Source organism: Arthrobacter sp. QXT-31 (assembly GCF_001969265.1).
Lineage (GTDB): Bacteria > Actinomycetota > Actinomycetes > Actinomycetales > Micrococcaceae > Arthrobacter.
The window spans coordinates 1,053,973-1,076,857 of sequence record NZ_CP019304.1 but is presented as its reverse complement, the minus strand read 5'-3'; the positions used below and the strand labels follow the sequence as shown (position 1 = coordinate 1,076,857).

At 64.6% G+C, this 22,885-nt stretch carries 21 protein-coding genes; 10 read left to right on the top strand and 11 right to left on the bottom strand.

From position 1 onward, the window contains the following. Positions 1 to 8 precede the first annotated feature (8 nt). Positions 9 to 872: an ABC transporter permease gene (locus tag BWQ92_RS04870; RefSeq protein WP_216359107.1), complete on the bottom strand. Its 864-nt coding sequence runs from the start codon at positions 870 to 872 to the stop codon at positions 9 to 11. Beyond that, positions 869 to 1,714, bottom strand: a complete 846-nt coding sequence (locus BWQ92_RS04865) for an ABC transporter ATP-binding protein (RefSeq protein ID WP_076798544.1) — start codon at positions 1,712 to 1,714, stop codon at positions 869 to 871. The genes BWQ92_RS04870 and BWQ92_RS04865 overlap by 4 nt, the downstream gene beginning before the upstream one ends. A gap of 139 nt (positions 1,715 to 1,853) precedes the next feature. Between BWQ92_RS04865 and BWQ92_RS04860 the strand changes: the two genes are divergently transcribed. From BWQ92_RS04860 to BWQ92_RS04850, 3 genes are all read left to right on the top strand, one after another. Further along, positions 1,854 to 2,645 (top strand): IclR family transcriptional regulator, encoded by a 792-nt coding sequence (locus BWQ92_RS04860; protein ID WP_076798543.1) that lies wholly within the window; start codon positions 1,854 to 1,856, stop codon positions 2,643 to 2,645. A 124-nt stretch (positions 2,646 to 2,769) separates the two neighbouring features. After that, complete coding sequence (locus BWQ92_RS04855) at positions 2,770 to 4,089, top strand: CaiB/BaiF CoA transferase family protein (RefSeq protein ID WP_083706215.1); 1,320 nt, start codon at positions 2,770 to 2,772, stop codon at positions 4,087 to 4,089. Beyond that, positions 4,089 to 5,006, top strand: coding sequence for a hydroxymethylglutaryl-CoA lyase (locus tag BWQ92_RS04850; RefSeq protein ID WP_076798542.1), 918 nt, complete (start codon positions 4,089 to 4,091; stop codon positions 5,004 to 5,006). The genes BWQ92_RS04855 and BWQ92_RS04850 overlap by 1 nt, the downstream gene beginning before the upstream one ends. A 12-nt stretch (positions 5,007 to 5,018) precedes the next feature. Here the strand turns inward: BWQ92_RS04850 and BWQ92_RS04845 are convergent, their stop codons facing one another. After that, positions 5,019 to 5,765: a haloacid dehalogenase type II gene (locus BWQ92_RS04845; protein WP_076798541.1), complete on the bottom strand. Its 747-nt coding sequence runs from the start codon at positions 5,763 to 5,765 to the stop codon at positions 5,019 to 5,021. 40 nt (positions 5,766 to 5,805) lie between these two features. Between BWQ92_RS04845 and BWQ92_RS04840 the strand changes: the two genes are divergently transcribed. After that, positions 5,806 to 6,426 carry a flavin reductase family protein gene (locus BWQ92_RS04840; protein ID WP_076798540.1) on the top strand — a complete coding sequence of 207 codons (621 nt, stop codon included), beginning with the start codon at positions 5,806 to 5,808 and terminating at the stop codon, positions 6,424 to 6,426. An 84-nt stretch (positions 6,427 to 6,510) separates the two neighbouring features. Here the strand turns inward: BWQ92_RS04840 and BWQ92_RS04835 are convergent, their stop codons facing one another. Next, positions 6,511 to 7,887 carry an SLC13 family permease gene (locus BWQ92_RS04835; RefSeq protein ID WP_076798539.1) on the bottom strand — a complete coding sequence of 459 codons (1,377 nt, stop codon included), beginning with the start codon at positions 7,885 to 7,887 and terminating at the stop codon, positions 6,511 to 6,513. A gap of 12 nt (positions 7,888 to 7,899) precedes the next feature. Next, positions 7,900 to 8,718 carry a maleate cis-trans isomerase family protein gene (locus BWQ92_RS04830; RefSeq protein WP_076798538.1) on the bottom strand — a complete coding sequence of 273 codons (819 nt, stop codon included), beginning with the start codon at positions 8,716 to 8,718 and terminating at the stop codon, positions 7,900 to 7,902. Between the two features lie 207 nt (positions 8,719 to 8,925). Between BWQ92_RS04830 and BWQ92_RS04825 the strand changes: the two genes are divergently transcribed. Next, positions 8,926 to 9,678, top strand: coding sequence for an IclR family transcriptional regulator (locus BWQ92_RS04825; protein ID WP_236783106.1), 753 nt, complete (start codon positions 8,926 to 8,928; stop codon positions 9,676 to 9,678). Between the two features lie 99 nt (positions 9,679 to 9,777). Here the strand turns inward: BWQ92_RS04825 and BWQ92_RS04820 are convergent, their stop codons facing one another. Further along, positions 9,778 to 10,152 carry a PH domain-containing protein gene (locus BWQ92_RS04820; RefSeq protein WP_076798536.1) on the bottom strand — a complete coding sequence of 125 codons (375 nt, stop codon included), beginning with the start codon at positions 10,150 to 10,152 and terminating at the stop codon, positions 9,778 to 9,780. Between the two features lie 219 nt (positions 10,153 to 10,371). Between BWQ92_RS04820 and BWQ92_RS04815 the strand changes: the two genes are divergently transcribed. Next, positions 10,372 to 11,664, top strand: a complete 1,293-nt coding sequence (locus BWQ92_RS04815) for a S8 family peptidase (protein WP_076798535.1) — start codon at positions 10,372 to 10,374, stop codon at positions 11,662 to 11,664. A 188-nt stretch (positions 11,665 to 11,852) separates the two neighbouring features. Continuing rightward, a complete protein-coding gene (locus BWQ92_RS04810; RefSeq protein ID WP_076798534.1) occupies positions 11,853 to 13,094 on the top strand; it encodes a S8 family serine peptidase in 1,242 nt (413 codons plus the stop codon). 53 nt (positions 13,095 to 13,147) lie between these two features. Here BWQ92_RS04810 and BWQ92_RS04805 read toward each other — a convergent pair whose 3' ends face one another. Then, entirely contained in the window at positions 13,148 to 13,930 is a 783-nt protein-coding gene (locus BWQ92_RS04805; protein WP_076798533.1) for a GntR family transcriptional regulator, read from the bottom strand. Between the two features lie 124 nt (positions 13,931 to 14,054). Between BWQ92_RS04805 and BWQ92_RS04800 the strand changes: the two genes are divergently transcribed. The 3 genes from BWQ92_RS04800 to BWQ92_RS04790 all read left to right on the top strand — a co-directional run bounded on the left by BWQ92_RS04800 (position 14,055) and on the right by BWQ92_RS04790 (position 16,125). Then, positions 14,055 to 14,258 carry an antitoxin MazE family protein gene (locus BWQ92_RS04800; protein ID WP_076798532.1) on the top strand — a complete coding sequence of 68 codons (204 nt, stop codon included), beginning with the start codon at positions 14,055 to 14,057 and terminating at the stop codon, positions 14,256 to 14,258. After that, entirely contained in the window at positions 14,255 to 14,581 is a 327-nt protein-coding gene (locus tag BWQ92_RS04795) for a type II toxin-antitoxin system PemK/MazF family toxin (RefSeq protein WP_076798531.1), read from the top strand. The genes BWQ92_RS04800 and BWQ92_RS04795 overlap by 4 nt, the downstream gene beginning before the upstream one ends. A 314-nt stretch (positions 14,582 to 14,895) precedes the next feature. Further along, positions 14,896 to 16,125, top strand: coding sequence for an ATP-binding protein (locus BWQ92_RS04790; RefSeq protein ID WP_076798530.1), 1,230 nt, complete (start codon positions 14,896 to 14,898; stop codon positions 16,123 to 16,125). On the opposite strand, the gene BWQ92_RS04785 is transcribed toward BWQ92_RS04790, so the two are convergent. Genes BWQ92_RS04785 through BWQ92_RS04770 form a run of 4 tightly spaced genes read right to left on the bottom strand, consistent with a single transcriptional unit; the run spans position 16,122 to position 22,828 of the window. Continuing rightward, complete coding sequence (locus BWQ92_RS04785) at positions 16,122 to 17,363, bottom strand: Wadjet anti-phage system protein JetD domain-containing protein (protein ID WP_076798529.1); 1,242 nt, start codon at positions 17,361 to 17,363, stop codon at positions 16,122 to 16,124. The genes BWQ92_RS04790 and BWQ92_RS04785 overlap by 4 nt on opposite strands. After that, the gene (locus BWQ92_RS04780; RefSeq protein ID WP_216639968.1) at positions 17,353 to 20,748 is read right to left on the bottom strand and encodes an ATP-binding protein; all 3,396 of its coding nucleotides are present in this window, start codon (positions 20,746 to 20,748) and stop codon (positions 17,353 to 17,355) included. The genes BWQ92_RS04785 and BWQ92_RS04780 overlap by 11 nt, the downstream gene beginning before the upstream one ends. Next, positions 20,745 to 21,389 (bottom strand): DUF4194 domain-containing protein, encoded by a 645-nt coding sequence (locus tag BWQ92_RS04775; protein ID WP_076798528.1) that lies wholly within the window; start codon positions 21,387 to 21,389, stop codon positions 20,745 to 20,747. The genes BWQ92_RS04780 and BWQ92_RS04775 overlap by 4 nt, the downstream gene beginning before the upstream one ends. Further along, positions 21,386 to 22,828 carry a DUF3375 domain-containing protein gene (locus BWQ92_RS04770; RefSeq protein WP_076798527.1) on the bottom strand — a complete coding sequence of 481 codons (1,443 nt, stop codon included), beginning with the start codon at positions 22,826 to 22,828 and terminating at the stop codon, positions 21,386 to 21,388. The genes BWQ92_RS04775 and BWQ92_RS04770 overlap by 4 nt, the downstream gene beginning before the upstream one ends. Positions 22,829 to 22,885 lie beyond the last annotated feature (57 nt).

The following is a 22,885-nucleotide window of genomic DNA, read 5'->3' as shown; positions in this document are numbered from 1 at the left end:
GTGATGGGTTACGAGGACCGGACCGGGCGCCACCTCAGGAGGTGCCGTTCGAGGCGGTTGACGAGGAGGTCGATGATCAGGACCACGAACATCAGGATGAACATGCCGGCGAAGACCCCTTTGGTATCGAAGACACCTTGGGCCTGGGCGATGGCGTAGCCCACACCGGCGGAAGCTCCGAGGTACTCACCCACCACGGCACCGGTGATGGCAAAACCTACGCTGATGTGCAGGCTGGAGAAGATCCAGGTCAGGGCGCTGGGGATGAAGACGTGGCGGAGGAGCTGCTTCTCCGACGCCCCCAGCATGCGTGCGTTGTCCACGAGAACCCGGTCCACGCTCTTGACGCCCTCGAGGGTGTTGAAGAAGACGATGAAGAACACCAGGGTGAAGCCGAAGGCGACCTTTGACCAGATCCCCAGGCCGAACCACAGCAGGAAGATCGGGGCCAGCACCACCCGGGGAAGGGCATTGAACATCTGCAGGAACGGGTCCAGGAGCCGCTCCAGGAAACGGACCCGCGCCAGAAGGAAGCCCAGGACCAGGCCGGCCGCCGCACCCGTCAGGAATGCCAGGATCGATTCCTGCAGGGTGATCCACAGATGAGGGAAGACGAAGCCGCTGGAGATCCAGACCCATACCGTCATCAGGATGTCGGAGGGCAGGGGGAAGAAGAACGGGTCGATGACGCCAACGCGTCCCAGCACTTCCCACGCGCCGAGGACAACGGCGGCGAGGCCCAGTTGTCCCATCCGAATGGAGAAGTTCGATGCTTCACCCCGCCTGCGTTTGGGGTGCTGGGCTGCCGGCGCACCCCGTTCCTTCCGGAGGGGAAAGCGTTGTGTTTTCTTGGAAACCGGTGCCACAGTCATGCTGCGTCGCTCTCTTCCTCTTCCCGTGCTGATTCGTAGGTCTTGGACACCTCAACCTTGAGACGCCCCCAGATTTCTCTGTGGAGCTCGACGAACTTGGGATCGTCCCGGATATCAAGCAGGTCCCGCGGGCGGGGGATGTCGATCTCGTAGCTGCCGACGACGGTGCTGCCCGGCCCGGCCCCGAGGATGACCACCTCGTCGGACAGGGCGATGGCCTCGTCCAGGTCGTGGGTGATGAACACGACCGCCTTGTCCGATTCCTGCCAGAGCTGGAGGAGTTCGTTCTCCATGATCTGCCGCGTCTGCACGTCGAGCGCGGAGAAAGGTTCGTCCATCAGCAGGATGTCCGGGTTGACGATCCAGGCCTGGGCAACTGCGGTGCGCTTGCGCATGCCGCCGGAGAGCTGGTGGGGGTACCGGTCAGCGAAGTTCTTCAATCCCACCTTCTCGAGCCAGCGGCGGGACTCGTCGTAGGCCTCGGCCTTGGATACCCCGGCCATGGTGAGCCCGAGGCTGACGTTGTCGATGACAGACTTCCATGGCAGCAGGGCGTCCTGCTGGAACATGTAGGAGGCGCGGCGGTTCACCCCGTGGACGGCCTCACCGAAGCTGTGGACAGTGCCCGACGAAGGATTCAGGAGTCCTGCGGCCATGTTGAGGATGGTGGACTTGCCCGATCCCGTCGGACCGACGATGGAGACGAACCGTCCGGGCTCAACCTTGAGGTCGATGTCCCGAACAGCGAAGTACGATCCGCCGCCGGGAGTTGCAAACTCCTTGGTGCATCCGTTGAGCTCAACCGCGAACTTCGAAGATTCAGGCTGTAAGGGGTGCGTCATTGCTGTTCTCCCGCTAACCACATTGTGAGTCGATGGTCATATAGTGGACGCTAGGCTAACAGTAACCTCTGTCACACTACAAGGGGGCAGTGAATGGCCGCTGCCCCGCCTTGGGAGAAGAAGGAGCCGGGATAGACCCATGAGCGCAACCGAAAACGCCGCCGCCCCGTTGCTGGTGCTGAAGAAGATCACGTCCATCCTGGATGCCTTTTCACTGGTTCGGCCTGAAATGAGCCTCGCCGAAATACGGGCCGAGACCGGGCTGCCGCATTCCACGGTGCAGCGCCTGGTCACCAACATGGTGCACGAGGGACTGCTCAACCGGCGCGGTGACCATTTCCGGATCGGGATACGCATGGCCCACTGGGCGGCGCCCGCACGGCAGGGTCTTGACTTCCTGGAACTGCTGACGCCCGTGATCCGGCGATTGCGGGATGAGTTGGGCGAGACGGTCTGCATTTTCAGGGAATCGCAGGGGAGCAGGGTTTGCGTCGCATTGGCCGAGACCCGGCGGGTTCTTCGAAGGGCCGTCGAGGTCGGCGATATCATGCCGATCCACGCCGGTTCGGCAGGCCGTGTGCTGCTCGCCTGGAACGCCGATCTGGCGGAAAGGGTCTACGGGTCAGGGCTCCGGTCCATCACCAACCAGACCATCACGGACGCGGCAAGCCTCGATGCCGCCGTCGCCAAGACCCGTGCCGACGGTTTTGCCATCACCACCGGCGAGCGGGTCTCCGGCGCCAGCGGCCTGTCCGTTCCGATCTTCGGTCCGCAGGCTGAGCTCTACGGTGCACTCACCGTGATGGGGCCCACCATGAGGATGCCCTACGACGTGTGCGCCTCCTGGATAGAACCCGTCGTCGCCGCGGCCGCCGAAGGCACGCGGCTGATCGGCGGGAGCCTTCCCTCCGAGGAGGTACCCATATCGTGATTTGATGTTCACAATATGAAGAGATGAGTGCATACTGGTTCCCGTGCGACGGAGCGTCCTGGACCTCCCGTCCGCGTGTACGGCGCCCACCGGGTCCGCATCAGGAATCAGGAGTTGAGATTTGATGAAGGTTTACGAAACCGGCACAGCGAAGCGCGGCAAGGACGCCGCGGACGAGGGCGGCCGCAGGATTGCTGAAGAAGCCCCGTCAGCCACTGCAACCAGGACCACAGTCACGGGCGATGGTGCCGGTCCGCTGTCCGGAGTGCGCGTCCTCGAACTGGGATCGCTGATCGCCGGGCCTTTCGCGGGACGGCAGATGGCCGACTTCGGCGCCGAAGTCATCAAGGTCGAATCCCCAGACAGGCCGGATCCCATGCGCGAATGGGGCCGTGCGCGGGTCAAGGACCACACCCTGTGGTGGTCCGTGCAGTCCCGCGGCAAAAAGTGCGTCACCATGGACCTCAAAGCCCCGCGGGGCCGGGAGCTCTTTCTTGAGCTCTGCAAGGAAGCCGACGTCATCCTGGAGAACTTCCGCCCGGGCACCATGGAAAAGCTTGGCCTCGGCCCTGAGGAACTGTGGAAGATCAATCCCGGCCTCATCATCGCCCGGGTCTCCGGGTACGGACAGACTGGTCCGGAAGCGTCAAAGCCGGGGTATGCCTCCGTCGCTGAGGCGCGCAGCGGATTGCGGCACCTGAACGGCTACCCCGACCAGCCGCCGCCCCGCACAGGCATATCCCTGGGCGACAGTCTCGGCTCGCTGTATGCCCTGCAGGGGATCCTGCTGGCGCTGTACTGGCGGGATGCCCGCGGAGGGACCGGCCAGGTGGTCGATGTGTCGCTCGTGGAGGCGTGCTTTTCGCTGCTGGAGAGCGCTGTGCCGGACTACGCCGCCGCCGGTATTGTTCCTGGACCCAGCGGCTCGGGACTCAAGGGGATAGCGCCGTCGAACATCTTCCGCTCTAGCGACGGCAAATGGGTTGTCATAGCGGCCAATCAGGACTCGGTCTTCGTGCGCCTGGCCAGGGCGATGGGCGTGCCCGGCCTCGCGGAGGACCCGAAATACCGTGACCATGCGCAGCGCGGCCGCAACCAGGAGGAGCTTGAAGGCATCATCGCCGACTGGGCGGGGCACTACACGGCCGGCGAGCTGGTCAGCCTGCTCGATGAACACGCTGTTCCGAACAGCACCGTGAGCACTGTTGAGGATATCTTCGAGGACCCGCAGCTCAAGGCCCGGGACATGCTTGTGGAAGTGGCCGACGACGAGCTGGGTGCCGTGGTCCAGCCGGGAATCGTCCCCAAGCTCACGCGCTCCGGCGGCCGGATCAGCTGGAACGGGCCTCTGGTGCATGGATCCCACAATGCCGATGTGTACCAGGGTCTCCTGAACCTCACCGACGAAGAGTTGCAGAATGCGCGTAACGAAGGAGCAATCTGATGGCGTTCGCCCATGGAACCAGGCCGGTCTCGATCGTGGACGTCAGCCCGCGCGATGGCCTGCAGAACGAGAAGACCCCCGTGAGCACGAAGGACAAGGTCCGGCTCATCGAAGAGCTGATCGGGATGGGTGCCCGGCGGATCGAAGCCGTCAGCTTTGTGAACCCCAAAGCTGTTCCCCAGATGGCCGATGCCGACGCCGTCATGGCAGCGGTCCCGCGCACCGGCGACGTGAGCTATATCGGCCTGGTACTGAACACCAGGGGTGCCGTGCGCGCCGTCGACGCCGGGGTGGACGAGATGAACTACGTGCTCCCGGTGACTGATGCGTTCGCCGCCGCCAACCAGAACACCACCGTTGCAGCGGCGCTTGCGGCTTTGGAGGAAGTGTCGGACATCGCCGCCTCGGCATCCATTCCGCTCAGCGTCACCGCGGCCGTCGCTTTTGGCTGCCCCTACCAAGGCGACGTCCCGATCGAACAGACTCTCGACGTCGTCCGCAGTGCGGTTGGCCGTGCGAATCTGGCGGAAGTCGCGTTGGCGGACACCATCGGGTGCGCCGTGCCGTGGCAGGTGGGCGAGACTTTCGCCAGGCTGCGCGAGGAAACCGGCCTGCAGCTGAGGGCGCACCTTCATGAGACCCGCCATACTGCGCTGGCCAACACTTATGCGGCCATGGCATCGGGCGTCGACGTGTTCGACAGCAGCGTCGGCGGTCTCGGCGGGTGCCCGTTCGCTCCCGGTGCAGCGGGCAATGTCTCCACGGAGGACCTCGCGTGGATGCTCGGGCGCGCCGGGTTCCAGACAGGCATCGACGTGCAGAAGGCGACGGAACTGGGCCGCTGGATCTGCGGCATCGTCGGTACGGATCCGCGGTCAGGGCTCGCAGGGGCAGGGGTGTTCCCCGCGGCAGCGTAGCGCGAAACGGTTTCAGGCCCCGAGCAGGTCCGCCAATTCCGGGATGCCCGATGCCGACAGGTCCCAGTTGCCCTCCGGGGCAAGGTCCGCCGCCTGGCCCGGGCCGTATTCCGTGGGGCGGGCAATGAACGCCGTCGCCAGCCCCGCTTCCCGGGCAGCCTGCAGGTCGCTGTTGTGGGCCGCCGCCAGCATCACCTCACCGGGGCTGAGATCCAGGAACTCCGCAGTCCTCAGATAGGCCCCAGGCAGCGGCTTGTAGGTGCGCGTCATGTCCGAGCCGATGATCACATCCCACGGCAGTCCCGCACTCCTGGCCATGTCCAGCAGCAATGAGGTGTTGCCGTTCGACAGCGGCCCCACAATGTAGCGGCGTCGGATGGCTGCCAGGCCCGCCACGCTGTCCGGCCACGGCGGTAGCCGGTGCCACGACTTGTTCAGCTTCTCCAGGGTCTCCGCCCCCAGCCGCTCCGGGTCGAAGCCGTGGCGGCGGAGCACCCGGTCCAGGTTTTCGCGGTGGAGTGTGTCCAGTGTGGTGAATTCACGGGTGCCGCTGCGGATGGCTTCCATTGCCGGCTGGTAGAGGGCTCGCCAGTCGTCCGCGAAGGCTTCCGCGTCTAGTTCCCGTCCCTGTTCCGCCGCGAACGCCGTTGCCTGGCGGGCGACGCCGGTGCGCCAATCGACCGCAGTCCCGAACGTGTCGAAGAAGACGGCGCGTACCTCCCGCCCGGTAGATGGTGAACGGTACGGTTGGAACCTCATATGCCGTCTCCCTTCGTGCTGCCACCGTTAGTGTGGCAGTATGCGTACTGATTTCAGTCCCACGGCGACGTCTGCCCGCGATTTCTACCGGCTGCTCACCGCGGTGGTGGTGCCCCGGCCCATCGCGTGGGTTTCGAGCGTCTCGCCGGAGGGTGTTGACAACCTTGCGCCGCACTCGTTCTTCACCGTCGCGTCGACGAATCCGCCCATCGTGCAATTCACCTCGGTGGGGGAGAAAGACTCGCTCCGCAACATCACCGGGTCCGGCGAGTTTGTGGTCAACCTGGCCCCGGCCGCACTCCTGGAAGAGGTCAACGCCACCGGCACCAACTTCCCGCCGCATGTCAGCGAGTTCGACGCCGCCGGCCTGACCCGGGAACCGAGCCTCACCGTAGCCGCGCCGCGCGTTAAGGAATCACCGGCGGTGCTGGAATGCCGCCTCCATTCCGTGCTGCCGATGGGGGACTCCACCCTGGTTTTCGGTGAAGTGACTCATGCCGCCGTGAGCGATGCCGTGCTGGACGGCAGCCACCCGCGGATTGACCTGCTCGAGCCGCTGGCCCGGCTGGGGCTGGATGAGTGGGGCACACTCGGCGACATCCAGGACCTGACCCGGATCCGGCTGAAGGACTGGCCGGGCCATTTCCGGCCCAAGGCCTAGGGCCAGCCGGCCCGCGTTGTGCGGGGAAGAGAAAGGGGAAGGGATGCCCGGCCAGGACATCCCTTCCCCTTCAGCCCAGGACTCTTAGCCGAGCCCGAGCTGGACGAACAGGAACCAGACGAGGAGCGGCACCACACCGATCATCGCGATAGCCCACAGCAGCAGCGCGCGGAAGAACATCCGCTCATCCTTGGGCTGGGCGCTCGCCATCAGCAGGGCGCCGCTGGTGGACATGGGGCTGACATCAACCACTGAGGAGCTGATGGCGATGGCCGTCACCACTCCCACGGGGGTAAGCAGCGGGTCCATGGCGATGGGCTCAATGACCGGGCTGATGACACCCAGGGTTCCGGTAGTGGAGGCGAAGGCTGAAACGATGGCCACCACGTAGCTTGCAATCAGCGCGGCGAGCGAACTGTTGCCCAGGCCCGCGATGCCTTCCTGGAGCTCCTTCAGTGCGCCCATCTCTTCCAGCATGCCCACGTAGGTGACGATGCCGGTCACCAGGATAATGGCAGACCAGGGCATGCTTTCCACCGCCGGCTTCTGCACGCTGGAGTCCAGGATGATCAGTACCGCGGCGATGACCAGCGAGGCAACTCCCACATCAAGTCCCAGGACGGTGGTGAGCACCAGCAGGGAGGCGATGCCCACCAGCGTGAGGATGCGCATGGGGGTTGCGGCCACCTTCTCCGGGCGGGTCCTGGTCCCGGCGGCCACAGCGGTCTGTGCCGGTGCGGTGAGTACCGCCGTTCCGGCGCCGCCGAAACCTGAAACGCCGCTCCCTGCGGGTGCGTCAGCGCCGCCGTCGTTCTTCACGGCACTGTCGCCGCCGGCGGCACCTGCCTTGGCCGCCCGGCGCTTCATGATGGCCTGCACCAGGACGTAGGCGATCACGGCCAGGATGGCGTTGAAGACGAAGCAGTACGCGTAGAGCTTGAATGAGCCGTCCGCGGCGCCGGCGCCCTCCAGCATCTTGTTGCCGAGGACACCGAAGGGGTTGACCGGAGAGAATGCACCGGCGTTCGCGCCCTGGACGATGACCAGGCCCATGGCCAGGGTGCTGATGCCGAACCGCATGCCCAGTGCCAGGCCCACCGGGGCGACGATAGCGATGGCGGCGGGCGTGAATGCGCCGGCAGAAGCGAGGGCCGCCGTCAGCAGGAACATGAGGATGGGGACCAGGATCTTCCGGTCGCCGGCGAGCCGTTCGGCCCAGTAGGCCAGCAGGTCTATGGTGCCGTTGATCCGCACAATGGCGAACAGCAGGGTTGCGCCCACCAGGATGAAGAAGAGCCCGGCGGGGAATTGTCCGATGACGTCCTTGATGGACATGCCGGCCAGGAGGGTGCCCACGCCGAACGCGGCGACGGTGGCCAGCAGCCCGGCGTTGATCTTGGTGAAGGACCCGACCGCGAAGGCCGCCACCAGCACCAGGAACGCGATGAGTGACAGCGACATGGTGCCAACCGCCTACGCGTTTGCCGGGGTGAGGACGCCGGCGCCGGACAGCAGGCTGCCCGCGCCGGTGATGGCGGGCTGGTGGCCCAGGGCCTTGAGGATCTCGTAGGTGGTGGCCGTGGCCGCCGTGATGACCGGGAGTCCCAGCTCGTCCTCCACTGCCTGGACCGCGGCGAGCGACGGCATCTGGACGCAGGCGGACAGGACGACGGCGTCCGCGCCCTCGCGCTGCAGGCTGCGGGCCAGCGCGGGCAGGTTCTGCGGGTCGAGGCAGCCAACTTCGAGGTTGTCCGCTACTTCGAGGCTGATGGCGTCCAGCACAGTGATGCCTGACCCTTCGATGTAGTCCACCACCATCTTGGTCAGCGGCTTCATGTAGGGGGTGATCATGGCGACCTTCTGCGCGCCGATTTCGTGCAGGGTGCGGACCAGGGCGCCGGCGCTGCTGGTGACCGGGGCGGGGTGTCCGTTGCCGGCGGCGGCGTCTGCGATGACCTTCTCGGAGCCCTCGTGGGCTTCGGGGCCCTGGGCCATGACGGCCACCAGGCAGGCGTAGGCGATGACGTCCACGTCGGCGTCGGAGACCGCTTCGGCGCACTGGGCTGCCTTGCCCACCATGGCCAGCAGTTCTTCCTTGGTGACCTTCTTCATGCCGGCGCGGGCGGAGTGGAAGGTGTACTTGTGGCCGGTGGCCTCGGCCTGGCGCCGGAACAGTTCCGGCAGCTCGGTCTCCATGGTGGTGTTCGAGCTGGGAACGATCAGTCCCACGCGGCTGGCACCGGGGCGCTTCGGCTCGGGGGCGGTTTCGCAGGTTACAGCGGGGGTGCTCATGGCTTCTCCACGTCGTTGTGTTGGGGATTGTTGGGGTAAACCCATAAAGTGGGTTCTAATCCCATGATGTGGGTCACGTGCGGGGGGTGTCAAATAGATCACGTGCCTGGCGCTGCTCCCGGCTCACTAAGCTGGAGGCTGCCGGCGTAAGAAGATTGAAGGGGCGTTTGAACAGTGGTGAAGGAACCGGGAGCTGGAGCTTCCCCCTTGTTGGTCCTGCACAAGGTGGCGGAGATTCTGGACTGTTTCTCGGTGGAGGCGCCCGAACCGACGCTGCAGCAGATCATCCGCAAGACGGGGCTGCCGTCCAGCACCTGCCAGCGGCTGGTGCAGAACATGCTCCGTGAGGGATTCCTGGACCGCGACGGCGACCGGTACCGGATCGGTATCGGACTGGTCCGTTGGGCTACTCCCGGGACGTTCGGGCTGGACGTGGTCCGGCTGGTGAAACCGGTCCTGCAGCAGCTGCGCGACGAAACCGGCGAAACTGCCTGCCTGTACGTCCGGGACGGGGCCTTCCGGACCATCGTTGCCGTGGCCGAGACGCGGCACGTGGTGATGCGGCCGTTCATGGTGGGCATGGTCATGCCGCTGCACGCCGGCGCCCCCGGCAAGGTTTTCCTGGCGTTCGACCCCGGGGCCTGGGATGCCTTGGACGAGCACGGACTCGAGGGCTTTACGCCGGATACCCCGGTGTCCCTGGACACGCTCCGGGAGCAGGCGGCTGTTGCCCGCCGGCAGGGGTTTTTCGCAGCCTTCGGGGAACGCAACCCGGATGTGGGTTCCATCAGCGCGCCGGTGTTCGACCATGCCGGACGGCTTGCGTGTGCTCTGGGCCTGGGGTTCCCTACCCAGCGGATCGGGCCCGCCGATGTTGAGCGGCTGGGGCCGGTGGTAGCCCGTGCGGGACTGGAGGCCAGCCGTGCACTGGGATACGACAGCAGCCAAGCCATCGGGTGAACCAGCCGGAATAGGCATGGCTGCGGTGCGGCGGGGTCCTGTCGCTAAAACGGCGGGGAGAGCGTTGTCCTCCCCGCCGTTTTCGCGTTTTGTGCAGTCTTAGTGCTGCGATCCAATGACCGAATGCGCGATCAGCATGTCGAGGCGGCGGATGTCCACCTTCTTGCCCACCTTGATCTTGACGTGGCCTGCTCGAGTCCACAGCTCCAGTTCGGCGTCGAGGTCAAATTTTCCGGCATTCTCCGAGGACCACATGTTGATGGCGGTGTACGGCAGCGAGTACACCTCCACCTTCTTCCCGGTGAGGCCCTGCGCGTCGCGCACGATCATGCGTTTGGTCGTAAAGATGGCGCTGTCCCGGAAGGTCCGGTAGGCGGCAACCGGCTGCTCGCCAGGGAGCATCAATTCCATCACGTCATGTGGAATAGGACATTCTTCAACGAACATCCACGTGGTTACTGCTGCTGCCTCCATAAGGGAGCCCCCTCTTCCTTGTTATACGAACCCAGCCAGTCTCTCAAATGACGTGGCCGCGGGCGTTCTGACGCGCTCAAGGCGGTGCCGCCGTCGCCCTTTTAGTCTTAGGTGGCGGAGGCGCGCCGCCAGCGAAAGCCACGGAGTAAGGAGGAAATTCGCAGGTAATTTTCCGGCAGGTGCTACCTAGCTCATCCAGATTCAAGCAAGATGCTCCTTATGAAAAAACACGTTATGGCCAGCGTCGCCGCAGTAGTCGTAGGTTTTGGCGCAATCACCGCAGCTGGGCCAAGCAACGCGGCAACGGAGCCGCAGCAGATCCCAGGCCAGATCATCGTCAAATTCCGCGACAACGCCGCCGCAGCCGGCCTGTTGCTCCAGCGCGGACTCAGCGACGGCGCCGGCATCGGCAGCACTGGCGCGCACCTCATCAAAGTGCCGGCCGGCAAAGAATCCCAGCTCATCGAGTCCCTGAGCCGGAACCCCAACGTTGAATACGCCGAGCCGGACCAGCTGGTTACCGCCGCCGTCGATGAACCCGACCCGAACTATTTCCCCCGCCAGTACGCACTGCACAACGAGGGCCAGTCGTTTAACAGCACCAACGACACGGTAACCGTCAACGCAGGCAAGGCCGACGCCGATGTGGACGCCGTCGAAGCGTGGAGCGTCACTACGGGAGACGGCACCACGGGAGGCGGCATCAAGGTTGCCGTGCTGGACACGGGTGTCGCCAGCGACAACGACGACATCGCAGCGAAGGTTGTTCTCAGCGCCAACTTCAGCACCGCGGCCACGGGCGAAGATAACTACGGCCACGGTACGCACGTGGCCGGTATTGTCGCCGCCACCAGGGACACGGAGGGTGTCACTGGGGTTTGCCCGGATTGCTCCATCCTGGACGGCAAAGTCCTGAACGACGACGGTTCCGGCTCCACCTCGTCCATCGTGAATGGCATCAACTGGGCGGTTGAAAACGGCGCCCAGGTCATCAACATGAGCCTTGGACAGCGCGTTTCATCGCGGGCCCTCGAGGCTGCCGTCAACAACGCATGGAAGAGCGGGGTGGTGATCGTGGCCGCGGCCGGTAACGCCGGTACCCAGGCACCGATCTACCCGGGCGCTTACACCAACGTCCTGTCCGTGGCCGCGACCGACAACAACGATGCCAAAGCCTCCTTCTCAACCTACGGCAAATGGGTGGATGTGGCAGCGCCGGGCGTCAATGTCTACTCGACCTTTCCGAAGCACCCCTTCGTCCTGGGCAAGCAGAACGGCCGGTCCATGGGTTATGACATTGCCAGCGGCACGTCCATGGCCTCGCCAGTTGTTGCCGGCATTGCCGCACTTGTTTGGAGCACGCCTGCCGGCACCGACAACAAGTCAGTCCGCCTAAAAGTCGAATCCACGGCTGACCCGATTCTCGGTACCGGCAGCAGCTGGGCAAAGGGCCGCGTGAACGCGTGCCGGGCTGTGGTTGGAGTCTGCGACCAGCCAATGGGACAGCAGTAGGACCGGAGCGACTGCAAAGGCGTCGGCAATAGCTGCAATTGGATAAGGTGCTCCGCCGGTGAACCGGCGGAGCACCTTTGTATTGAGTTAATGAGGTAGGGCTTGCCGCGGCACCCTTGGCACACACGCGGGTGTAATTTTCCGGCAGACGCTACCTCGCCCGTGCGGATTGACGGAAAATTCTGCCTATGAAAAAGGTAGTTATAGCTGGCCTCGCCGCGGTGCTCCTCGGGTTTGGTGCAGTCACCGCAGCAGGCCCGGGCAACGCGGCAACGGAGCCGCAGCAGAATACGGGCCAGATCATCGTCAAGTTCCGGGATAACGGCACCGCCGCCGCCGTACTCCGCCAGCAGGGCCTCAGCAACGGTGCCAGCATTGGCAGCACTGGAGCTCAGGTGATCAAGGTGCGGGCGGGGCAGGAAGCCTCACTCATCGAAACGTTGAGCCGCAACCCCGCCGTCGAGTATGCAGAGCCGGACGAGGTAGTCACGGCGGCCACCTCTGACCAGTACTTCCCCCGGCAATATGCCCTCCAGAACACCGCCCAGTCGTTCACCAACACTCCCAGCACGCTCACAGTGCCCGCGGGAACAGCTGATGCCGACGTCGACGCCGTCGAAGCATGGAACGTCACCACCGGGAGCGGCATCAAAGTCGCTGTTCTTGATTCGGGTGTCGCCAGCGACAACCCCGACATCAACCCGAAGGTTGTTCTGCGGGCCAACTTCAGCAGCGCTGCCACCAACGAGGACAACTACGGCCATGGCACCCATGTGGCCGGCATTGTCGCAGCCAGCTACAACAACACGGTCGGTGTTGCCGGAACGTGCCCGGGTTGTTCGATCCTTGCCGGCAAGGTGCTCAACGACAGCGGGGTAGGATCCAGCTCCAGCCTTGCCAACGGCATCAACTGGGCGGTCACTAACGGTGCCAAGGTCATCAACATGAGCATCGGCGTCCGGGCGTCACGCACCCTCGAAGCTGCCATCAACAACGCCTGGAGCAAGGGCGTGGTGCTCGTTGCCGCAGCAGGCAACGGGGGCAACCAGACCAAGATCTACCCGGCTGCATACCCCAACGTCATCGCCGTCGCAGCTACGGACAACAAGGACGCCAAGGCATCCTTCTCGACCTACGGCGCCAGCTGGGTGGATGTGGCAGCTCCCGGAGTCAACGTCTATTCGACGTTCCCGAACCATAAGTTTGTCATCGGGACGCAAAACAGCCGCTCCTTCGGTTACGACGTGGGCAACGGGACCTCGATGTCCTCACCGATAGTCGCTGCAACTGCAGCGCTTGCTTGGAGCTCCCACCCGGGAGCTACGAACTCGTCGGTCAGGACAATTGTGGAGTCGACCGCTGACAAGGTTCCCGGCTCGGGCGCCTTCTGGGCGTATGGCCGAGTGAATGCAGACAAGGCTGTTCGTTAGCCGAAGCTCTAACCAAGAAGGCTCCGCCAACTCAGCTGGCGGAGCCTTCTTGGTTAAGACTGGAGCGACTGCATCACTGAGAGGTGCCCCGCCCGGTCTGCGATGAGGCACTTGGCCAGGTAGAAGGGCCGGTTCGCGTGCCGGACGTACTGGGTCAGCACGAGGACCGGGTCCGAGGGCCGCAGGTCCAGCAGCTTGGCGCGGCTCGGGCCGACCTGGCTGAGGCTGATCTGGCACTCGCCCGGCCCCAGTCCCCGGCCCGCCGCCTTGTTGAGGGCCGTAAGCAAGGTGGTGCCGCCGTCGTCGTTAATCTCCAACGGCTTGGGGGTGCTGCCGGCGAAGCTGACGGGGAGCGCGGAGATGTTTTCCTGCAGGTGCGCGATGGGTTCGCCGTCGCGGATGAGGACGGATTCCCAGAGCCAGACGTCGCTGCCGGGTTCGACGCCGACGCCGGGGGCGACGAATTCGGAGGCCGGTTGCTTTTCGACGTGGATGCGTTTGATCTGGACCTGGTGGCCGGGGCCGCCGAGGACCTCCTCGAAGGGGCGGATGCGTTCGATGCCGATGCGGGGGAGGGTGTCGGAGACGAACCGGCCGACGCCGCGGCGGGCCCGGATGAGGCCGTCCTCCTCGAGCAGCATGAGGGCCTCGCGGACGACGGTGCGGCTGACCTTCATGTCGGTGCCGAGTTCGGTCTCAGTGGGAAGCATGGAGCCGGGCTGGAGCAGGTTGTTGCGGATGGCTTCGGCGATCCGAGAGTAGACGGCAACCCGGAGCGGTGAGCCGGACTGGGCCTCCACCGGCTGGGACAGGAACCGGACGGCGTCCTCGTGCACGTTATTGCCTCGCTTGCGGGTTGTTAGGGGGATTCCAGCGTAGCAAGTGGTACGGGCTTGTTGGACAAGCCCCGTTATGCCGGATCACGGGCACACGCAAGAACGTTACATGTAACATGGATTCATGAGCGTAAGGGATCGGGTTGCACGGCACCGGATTGCCATGCGTGAGCGCGGATTCCGGCAGATTCAGATGTGGGTGCCGGATGTGCGCACGGAGAAGTTTAGGGACGAAGCGCGACGCCAGGCGCTGGCCGTTGCCGCTTCGGACCGGGCGACGGACGACCAGGATTTCGTCGAACAGATTGCGGAAGACTGGCCGGAGTGAATCGCGGTGAGCTGTGGACGGTGTCCGGCGGAACGTATGCGCAGAAGCCCCGACCCGCACTCATCATTCAGGATGACCTTTTCGAAGCGTCGGAGTCGGTCACGCTCCTGCCGCTGACGTCCCATCTGACTGACGCCCCGCTCCTGAGGCTGACGGTGGAACCGGGGCAGCTCACCGGTTTGGAACTCGTCAGCCAGATTATGGTGGACAAGCTGACAACAGTCCGTCGCAGTAACCTGGGGCAGCGGATAGGCCGAATAGATTCCAAAACGATGGTTGCAGTTGAACAATCCCTTGCCGTCTTTCTCGGGCTGGGGCGCTGAATTTGCCAGGTCCAGTCACCGGAGACGGTCCAGCGCCCAGTCCCAACGGATGAGTTCCTGTTCGAGGCGTACGGCCGGTCCGTAGGCGTGGCGAGGAACGCGTTGAACGCCACCACTTCGTGGATGGTGTTCTGGTTCAGCGACTCCTTGAAGTGCGCCTCAAACCGGGGGAGGTCGTTGCTGACCAGCTGGTCCAGCAGCCGGTTGTAGTCCGGCGCGACCTCGAGCCAGAACAGGTCTGCCCCGGGTTTATTGATTTTTAGTCACTTTATTAGAATCCAATAAAGCGGGATAAAAGTTGTAAGCTCGGTCGTGTGGACCCCATAAGCAATCCCTACACGCCCAATGCCGGTGCTACTCCCGAGATCGTCATCGGACGAGACGAGTTGCTGGAGGACTTCAAAGTGCTCCTCCACCGCCTGGGCCGCGGACGGACGAATCAATCCATGATCGTCACTGGTCTGCGCGGCGTTGGGAAGACTGTGCTGCTGGGAGAGTTCCGCCAGATAGCCGAGGAATTCAAGTGGAGAGTCCTTGAGTTGGAGGCCAGCAAGCATGACGACAGTCACTTCCGGCAGACGGTTTACTCGCAACTTCGGGCAGCACTCTTTCAGATTTCGCCCAAGGCCAAGTGGGGAGAGAAGGCCAGGAAAGCAGCTCAAGTCCTCCAGTCCTTCAGCCTTTCCATCGACCCGTCGTCAGGGGCCCCGACATTGTCCTTGGACGTCGACCCCGCCGAGGGGTTTGCCGATCACGGGAACCTCACCCTGGATTTGACGGACGTCCTGGTTTCCATCGGCGAAGCTGCGCGGGAACATGCGACAGGGCTAGTTTTGCTGTTTGATGAGGTCCAGTTCCTGAGCCAGACGCAGCTGGAAGCCGTTATTCAGGCAATACATAAGACGGTTCAACGAAAGCTCCCAGTAACCTTTGTAGGAGCCGGCCTGCCCCAGATCGCGGAGCTCGCAGGTGATGCAAAATCCTACGCCGAGCGGCTTTTCAAGTTTCCAAAAATCGGCTCGCTCGATGTGGAAGATGCAAAGAAGGCTCTCGCCGAGCCTGCTCACATTGAAGGTGTGTCGTTCAGCGACGACGCCCTGAACCGGGCGTTTGAGCTTACGGAGGGCTATCCATACTTCGTTCAAGAGCTTGGGTACCAGGTATGGGCAGTGGCTGACGACGATGTCATCACGCTTGAAGACGTAGAGGATGCAAAGGACGCGTACGAGGCCAAGCTTGATTCCTCCTTCTTCCGCGTCCGTTTGGATAGGGCCACTCAACTGCAGATTGCCTACATGCGAGCAATGGCACAGCTCGGCCCTGACTCGCAAAAGGCCGCAGATGTGGCTGCTGTCATGGGACGAGAGTCGACCCAGCTAGCCCCCACCAGATCTGAGCTCATCAACATGGGGCTCCTCTATACCCCCTCCCACGGCTACGCGGGGTTCACTGTGCCTCACTTCGACCGCTTCATGCTCCGAGCTGTGCCGGACTTAGATGTTCCTCCTGTGCAGAAGAGACGCTCCAAAGCCAAAAAGCACTAGCGGAGCCGCTCCAGCGCCCAGTCCCAGCGGATGAGTTCCTGTTCGAGGCGTACGGCTGAACCGTGGGTGTCGCTGCTCAGCGCTTCATAGAGCGCCAACTCCTCCGCAGTGAGCCTGGTCAACGCAGCTTTCGACGGCGACGGTTCCTCACCCCACGCATGGCGGTGGGCGAGCAGGGTTTCCTCGTCCATCAACACACTCTCCACGTGCGGGTGCACTGAACGAAGCTGGTCCAGGATTCTGAAGCCGTGTGTGTCGATGTCGCCCCAGTACAGGACCCCGCGGTCGCGAAGCCACGCCGCATCACGTAGGGAAGAGAATCCGTAGCCGGCTCCATAGAGGGCCAGGGTGCCGGGGCGATCGGGAAGAGCCAGGAAGTTGACCAGGTTCTCGGTCGCAATCACGGTGTGCACTGGCAGCTCCAGTGAACCCAAAGCTTCAGCCGTGACGGTGATGTCCCGGGCGCCGGCCAGCGCGGGAACCGCGGGGTCGAGGATGCGGAACCGGACGAGCTCTGGAGGATGCAGAAACCCGTGGCGCCGGGCAAAGCGTGCCGCCGGGGTGCGGCCGGCACCGTCGTCCAAGGCGACGTCAGGTTCCTCCGCTTCCACTGGTGCTTCGGCGGTGGTCTCCGGGTCATCAATCTCGGAGCCGGAGACAACGACGGCGGCGAGCAGTTGGTCAATAACCTGCCGGTTCCGCTCGATGAACTTCGTGTGCACTCCGGGCAGTCCCAGTTGCCGGACGTAGATCCCCGGCGCGGGATTGTCCCGCAGCCACAGCGCCACGCGCGCAGCCGTCATAGCGTCAGGTCCCAGCTCCAAAAGCTTCAGCGGCCGCCGCGCCGCCCAGCCAGCCAGCAGCGGATCCAGTTCATTCAGCTGCGACGCCAGTTCCCGGAACCGCGCCGCCTCCCGGGACTTCACAATAAAGGAAATTTCGTCCTCCACCGTCGTAAATACCGCAGCCGCCGGAATCCGGTTGGAGCCCACCGTCCGGCGCCCCACCTCCGCGGTTTCCAGTTCGTACGGGCCGGCACCGGCGAACAGCTCAGCCGCCCACTGCTGGGCCGCAGCGTAATCGCTCAACAGGGCCGCCGCCGTAGGACGTTTCAGGGAACGGCGGCGCGGATACGCGCCCGACGGTTCCAGCAACTCCCGCAGCAGCGCACCGCTGTTCCACGCCTTCAGCGACAGCGCCCGCAGCCCAGAAACAGTAGTCCAGGATTCAGCGGCCACGCCGGTCCCGTTCGTCGCGGTACTCCTGGATGGTCATGTTGCGCAGCTGCGAGTCGTCGCCGTTGGTATTCGCCACGAACCCCACGTGCGAGACGAACGGCTCGATCACGTGGATCTTCTGCAGCGGCGTGACGATCAGCAGCTGCAGCTTCATCCGCTGGAACAGCTGCAGCCCGTACCGCGCGGACTCGTCCGACCCGCGCCCGAACGCCTCGTCGATCACCACGAACCGGAAACTCCGGCCGCTCTTCGCATTCTTGGAGGCGGTAACACCCGACCCCAGCCCGAACTGGAAGGCCAGCGCAGCCGCGAGGATGGTGTACGCCAGCTTCTCCTTCTGGCCGCCCGACTTGCCGCCCGAGTCCGTAAAGTGCTCAAACTCCTCGCTCGTCTCGGTCCACTTCTCCGACGCCGAGAACGTGAACCAGTTCCGCACATCCGTGACCTTGGCCGTCCACCTCTCATCCAGCGTGGTCAGGCCCTCGCGTCCCCGGAAGCGCTCGATCAGGCGCTCCACCTGCAGGTACTTCTGCTCCGAGTACTGTTCCTCGTCGCCGATGGTCCCCTCCGAGCACGCCCGCAGATCAACGCCGAACTCGCGAACGTCCTGGTCCGAGCTGTTCTGGTGCTCCAGCTGGATGTGCCGGCCCGGGTTGTACTCAATGCCCGCCAGCGACTGGTTGATCTCGCCGATCCGGTTCACGATGTCCTGCCGCCGGCTGTCCAGGAACGCGTTGAACGCCACCACCTCGTGGATTGTGTTCTGGTTCAGCGACTCCTTGAAGTGCGCCTCAAAGCGGGGCAGGTCGTTGCTGACCAGCTGTTCCAGCAGCCGGTTGTAGTCCGCGGCGGCCTCGAGCGCGGCGTCGATGTCCGTGGTCTCGTTCGGGTATCTGTTGCGGAAGTCCGCCATCAGCCGGACGGTGCCCTCCGCCGCCCGGGCGATCCGCTTGGACAGCGCATCGATGGTGTCCGTCAGCCCCGCGCGGACCGAGCTTTCCGCCGTGCCGGTGTTCTTGTACGTCAGCGTCCTGTCCCCGAGCGCTGCCTTGGTGAGAAGTTCGACGGCGGCCAGCACCCCGCCGTCGTCCGTCAGGGGAGTCTCGGCGAGGATGCCGCGGCACTCCTCGATGGCCTCGGCGATGTCCTTCGCGTCCTTCTCGTTCGCGCCCAGGCGCTCGCGCAGCTTGCCGGCCCGCTCCTCCAGCCGCTCCAGCCCGCCGGACACCGCGGATTCCTTGGCGGTCAGCTGCCTGAGCACGTCGCTGGCAGTTTCCAGCTCGGTCTTCTCGGCCTTGAGCTCCTCGATCCGCCGGGCCGTGAGCTGCCAGCTGATCTCGCCGAAGTCCGCCACCGACCGCACGGTGCCGAGCTGCTGGTTCTGCCGGCCCAGCGCACCGAGGCTCCCGTTCACCTTGGCCAGCTGCGCCTCTGTCAGCCGGAGCTGGCCCCTGACCTCGTCCTGCTCGGTGAGGAAGCGGCTGATCTTGTCGTGGTTGTCCCAGCCGAGCACGTAGTTGCGCCGGTCGGTGAGCTCCCGCCGGTCGTCCTTTTCGTGCCTGCCCCGGCCGCCCTTGAGCTGCCCGTTGACGGTGAGCGCCTTGGGGTAGCGACGGAAGTCCTCGAGGGTGTCGCAGCAGTAGTGGTCGAACCGGGTGGCGAGCTCGTCGAGCAGGAAGTTGCGGAACGGCGTGCCCGGCTTGATGGCGATCTTCGCGGCCAGGGTGTCCGGCTCCGCCGTCCTGGCCGCCGGGGATTCGCCGATCCGCAGATAGACCAGCCGGCCCCTCAGGTTGTTGGCATCCACCCAGCTGCTCACGGCCGCGTAGTGCTCGGCCGGCACCAGCAGGGACAGCGCGAAGCCGTGCAGCGTGCGTTCTGCGGCACCCTCCCAGGCGCCCTCGCCGTCCCTTACCTTTAGTAGTTCGCCGGCGTACGGCAGCGCCGCTTCCGCGATGCCCGTGCCGTCACACAGCCGACGGCGGAGCTCCAGTTGGGGGATGGGCAGCAGGTTGGGGCGCGACTGCAGGCTGCGCAGCTCTGCGCCGATCTCTGCCAGGCGCGCGTTGAGTTCGGTGCGGCTGATGGTCAGCTGAGTCCGGTCCTCCTGCAGCTCATCGGAGTGTTCGGCGAGCTGCTTTTCGACCTCGCCAAGCCTTGTACGGTTGGCGTCGAAGAGCACTTTGTCCTCGGGCGTCCGCAGCCCCAGATCCTTCGCGGCCTCCGTGTAGGTGTCGAAGCGCTGCCGCTGAATCCGCGATTCACTGGCCAGCCGGGCGATGTCGGCGTCGATCGCTGCGAGCCGGCCGCCGCCGTTGGTGCGGATGTCCTCCTGCACGGCCTGCAGCTGGCGCCGCTTGTCCGCGATCTCGGTCCGGAGCTTACTGCTGTCCTCCTGCAGCCGTTCACCGGTCCGCTCCAGCTCCTGCTGATGCTCCAGGCTCAGCTGCAGCTTCCGGTCCGTGAACCAAGGGTGCAGCTGATCCCGCTGCTGCCGGGCCAGCTCGTCCTCGCGGCTCAGCTTCGCGTGCTGGGCGGCGCCGTCCCTGATGGGCGTGAGCAGGGCGATCTGGTCCTTCGCCCGCAGCACCGCTTCGTGGGCCTTTTTCAGGTCGTCGAAGTGGTGGATCAGTTTGCCGATCCGCTCGGCGACGTTGTCCTCCTCCAGCATGTTGGTCCGCACGAACGAGGTGATGTTCTCCACCTGCTTCATGGACACCGTGCGGTGGAACAGCTCCATGGCCTGGTTGCCGCTGATGCCGAACTGCCGCTTGAAGGCCGCGGCGTAAGGCTCGAAGGTGTCGTGTACGGCGGCGCCGGCAGCACGGAGTTTCTTCTTCAGCTTGGCCGGGTCCTGGCCGAAGTTCGAGAAGTCTGCAGCGATGGATTGGTCTGCCTCAGCGAGCGAGTAGAAACGGTTGGGCTGGCCAGCCTCCTGCGTGGCCCACAGGGTAACGGCAAGGGTGACCGACTTGCCGAGCACCGCGTTATGGAAGACCGCGAGCACCACGGTCAGCGCCCCGGTGCTGCGCAGTGCCACAGGCTTCGAGTATTCGCCGCCGATGCTGCGCGTGCTCTTGTGGAAGCCCCGCACGTACGACATCAGCGAGCGTTCCTTCTTCTGCGCGCCCGCCGCCTTGTTGTACTCGATCTTGTTGGCCGGCAGCAGCAGGGTGGTGATGGCGTCCACCACCGTCGACTTGCCCGAGCCGATATCGCCCGTGAGGAGGCTGTTGGCTCCGTCCAACCGGAACGTCCGCACGCCCTGGTGGAACGTGCCCCAGTTGAGCAGCTCCAAACGGTGCAGCCGGAAGCCCGGGGGAGTCCCGCCGTCGTCCGTCTTTTCTTCCAGGCTGAAGAGAGTGTCCTGCACTTCGGTGCTCACTTGCTGTCCTCCGCTGGGGTCCCGGCGCCGAGCGTTCCGTCCAGCGTCGCCCGGTAGTCCGCCAGCCGCGCATCGAACTCCTCCATCCACTGGGCGTCCACGAACGCCTTGAGGATGCGGGCCACCTCGTACGTGTCCGCCTGCCCCTTGAGCTTCCGAAGAAAGCCGAGCTCCACCACTTTCTTGATGTCGGCCCGGAGCCGGTCCAGGGTCCGGGCCTCGTTGCTGGATTCGGGCCGGAACAGCGAGACCATGTCCACGATGTCCTGCTCGGTCATGATGAGCCTGACCTCGCTGCTGTTGATGTCGAACTCCAGCATGCGGCGGCGGAGGAGGACCAGCAGGAGGCTGACGTTGAAGGTGAGCGTGCGGCGGGCGATGAGCCGGGGGAGCGTGCCGTCCGGATCCTCGCGCGACTTCAGGAACGCGTAGCCCTCGGACTCGTCCAGGATCAGGTCCAGCCCCAGCACGGACACGTAGTCGCGGACCTGGGAGGACAGGCGCAGCAGCGACTGCCAGACCTTCTCGTCCGCTTCGGCGTACAGCACGCCTTTGAAGAGCCGGGTGACGACGCCGGGAAGTTCCTCGGGCGTGCGGCTTTCCGTTTCCGCTGTGGCTGGGAAATTCTCTGCCGGATTCATGCGGGCCTTCCGAAGATGATCTGTTCGAGTGTGGCTTCGCGGATGCTGCCGTCTTCCAGCTGCCAGGCTATGTGCTGCTCGGTCTCCGCGTTGATGGTGGCCCAGTCGGACTCCGTGGCCAGCTGGTAGTAGGCCACGATCTCCGCGAGACCCTGCTGTACGGGGTGTTTCTTTGTGATGTCCGCCAGCGTGGCCTGTTCGGCCTCGGCGAGGACGGCGTCAATATTGGCTTTCAGGCGTTCCTTGTCCACATGGAACTGGCTGAACAGGGCGCCGGCGTCCACGTCCGCGTCGTCGGCGGTTTCGATGTGGTCCTCGACCATGACCCGCCGGCTTGGTTCGTACAGCGGGCGTTCGAACGGCAGGGTGATCTCCACCTGAGGGCCATCGATGGCGATGAAGTCGCCCGACGGCGGTTGTTCCCTTGTTGCCAGCGCGCCCGACTCGGCGCTTCGGATCAGCTGCATAATGCGCTTGTTTTCGAGGAACACCTTGTCGTCCAGCAGCCGGCGCATCTGCTGGGACAGCTGGCGGACGGTGGCCTGGGTCTGTTCGACGGCGGGCAGCCAGTCCTGGTGCAGGTTGGTGACGGTGTGCAGGTTCTCGGTGCTGGCCAGGGCTTCGATTTGGGTGGCGCGCTGGAGGAGTTCCTGCAGTTTCCGCCGGGATTCTGGGGACATGAGGTAGTCCCAAAAGCCCTGGAATGTCCGGCCCTGCAGGGAGCTGCTGATGTCCTGCTGGTTGGCGAAGATCGATTCCAGCAGCTCGCCCTGGGTGCCGTCCCAGGTGGCGATCTGCTCGCGGACCTGGCGGTCCAGCTTGCGGAAGTTCTGCTCGACCTCGCGGAAGTCGGAGAGGAGATCCTTGGCCAGGGCCGTCAGCTGTTGGAAGTGGTCCAGGGCTTCCGGCGCTGTCATGACGCGGATGTTGCCGTCGCGGATGCGCTGCATCTCTGCGTCGATGGCGTCCCGCTGGCTTTGCAGTTCCTTGAGGCGAACCTCAGGGTCCGTCTCCGACTGCTGGACCAGCCGCTCCAGGACCGCGAAGATGCTCGTCAGCCGCGACTGGGTGGCGACGAAGTCCCTGCCCTTGAGGCTCTCCACCCAGCGGACCACGTCCTCGGCCGCCGGGGTGAGGTCGTAGCGGGGCTCGTCCTGGCCCTGGATGTAGTACTTCCGCAGCCACGCCCTTTCGGGGGCGGCCCAGTCGTCCAGGTACTCGGCTGCCTGCCGCGGGAACTTGTCCTCGCCGTAGGCATCGCGGAGGCCGAAGAGCACATCGTCGAGGCCGTCGATGAGCTGCTGGCGGCCGACGTTGCGCTGGTTCGGTCCGGTGAAGGCCGCCATGAAAAACGAGATGGCCAGCGGGGCGTTCTGGGCGCGCAGCAGGGACCAGCCTGCATGGTTCTCACGCAGGGCGTTGATTGCGTAGTAGTCCATCCGATCCTCGCGGTGTCGCCTCACTTACCGTCAGTTCACTCTAAGGGGCGCCGCCGA

What these genes read in the sequence shown, in the direction of transcription:
- BWQ92_RS04870 (WP_216359107.1), bottom strand. Translation starts at nt 872, where the DNA reads ATGACTGTGGCACCGGTTTCCAAGAAAACACAACGCTTTCCCCTCCGG.
- BWQ92_RS04865 (WP_076798544.1), bottom strand. Translation starts at nt 1,714, where the DNA reads ATGACGCACCCCTTACAGCCTGAATCTTCGAAGTTCGCGGTTGAGCTC.
- BWQ92_RS04860 (WP_076798543.1), top strand. Translation starts at nt 1,854, where the DNA reads ATGAGCGCAACCGAAAACGCCGCCGCCCCGTTGCTGGTGCTGAAGAAG.
- BWQ92_RS04855 (WP_083706215.1), top strand. Translation starts at nt 2,770, where the DNA reads ATGAAGGTTTACGAAACCGGCACAGCGAAGCGCGGCAAGGACGCCGCG.
- BWQ92_RS04850 (WP_076798542.1), top strand. Translation starts at nt 4,089, where the DNA reads ATGGCGTTCGCCCATGGAACCAGGCCGGTCTCGATCGTGGACGTCAGC.
- BWQ92_RS04845 (WP_076798541.1), bottom strand. Translation starts at nt 5,765, where the DNA reads ATGAGGTTCCAACCGTACCGTTCACCATCTACCGGGCGGGAGGTACGC.
- BWQ92_RS04840 (WP_076798540.1), top strand. Translation starts at nt 5,806, where the DNA reads ATGCGTACTGATTTCAGTCCCACGGCGACGTCTGCCCGCGATTTCTAC.
- BWQ92_RS04835 (WP_076798539.1), bottom strand. Translation starts at nt 7,887, where the DNA reads ATGTCGCTGTCACTCATCGCGTTCCTGGTGCTGGTGGCGGCCTTCGCG.
- BWQ92_RS04830 (WP_076798538.1), bottom strand. Translation starts at nt 8,718, where the DNA reads ATGAGCACCCCCGCTGTAACCTGCGAAACCGCCCCCGAGCCGAAGCGC.
- BWQ92_RS04820 (WP_076798536.1), bottom strand. Translation starts at nt 10,152, where the DNA reads ATGGAGGCAGCAGCAGTAACCACGTGGATGTTCGTTGAAGAATGTCCT.
- BWQ92_RS04815 (WP_076798535.1), top strand. Translation starts at nt 10,372, where the DNA reads ATGAAAAAACACGTTATGGCCAGCGTCGCCGCAGTAGTCGTAGGTTTT.
- BWQ92_RS04810 (WP_076798534.1), top strand. Translation starts at nt 11,853, where the DNA reads ATGAAAAAGGTAGTTATAGCTGGCCTCGCCGCGGTGCTCCTCGGGTTT.
- BWQ92_RS04800 (WP_076798532.1), top strand. Translation starts at nt 14,055, where the DNA reads ATGAGCGTAAGGGATCGGGTTGCACGGCACCGGATTGCCATGCGTGAG.
- BWQ92_RS04775 (WP_076798528.1), bottom strand. Translation starts at nt 21,389, where the DNA reads ATGAATCCGGCAGAGAATTTCCCAGCCACAGCGGAAACGGAAAGCCGC.
- BWQ92_RS04770 (WP_076798527.1), bottom strand. Translation starts at nt 22,828, where the DNA reads ATGGACTACTACGCAATCAACGCCCTGCGTGAGAACCATGCAGGCTGG.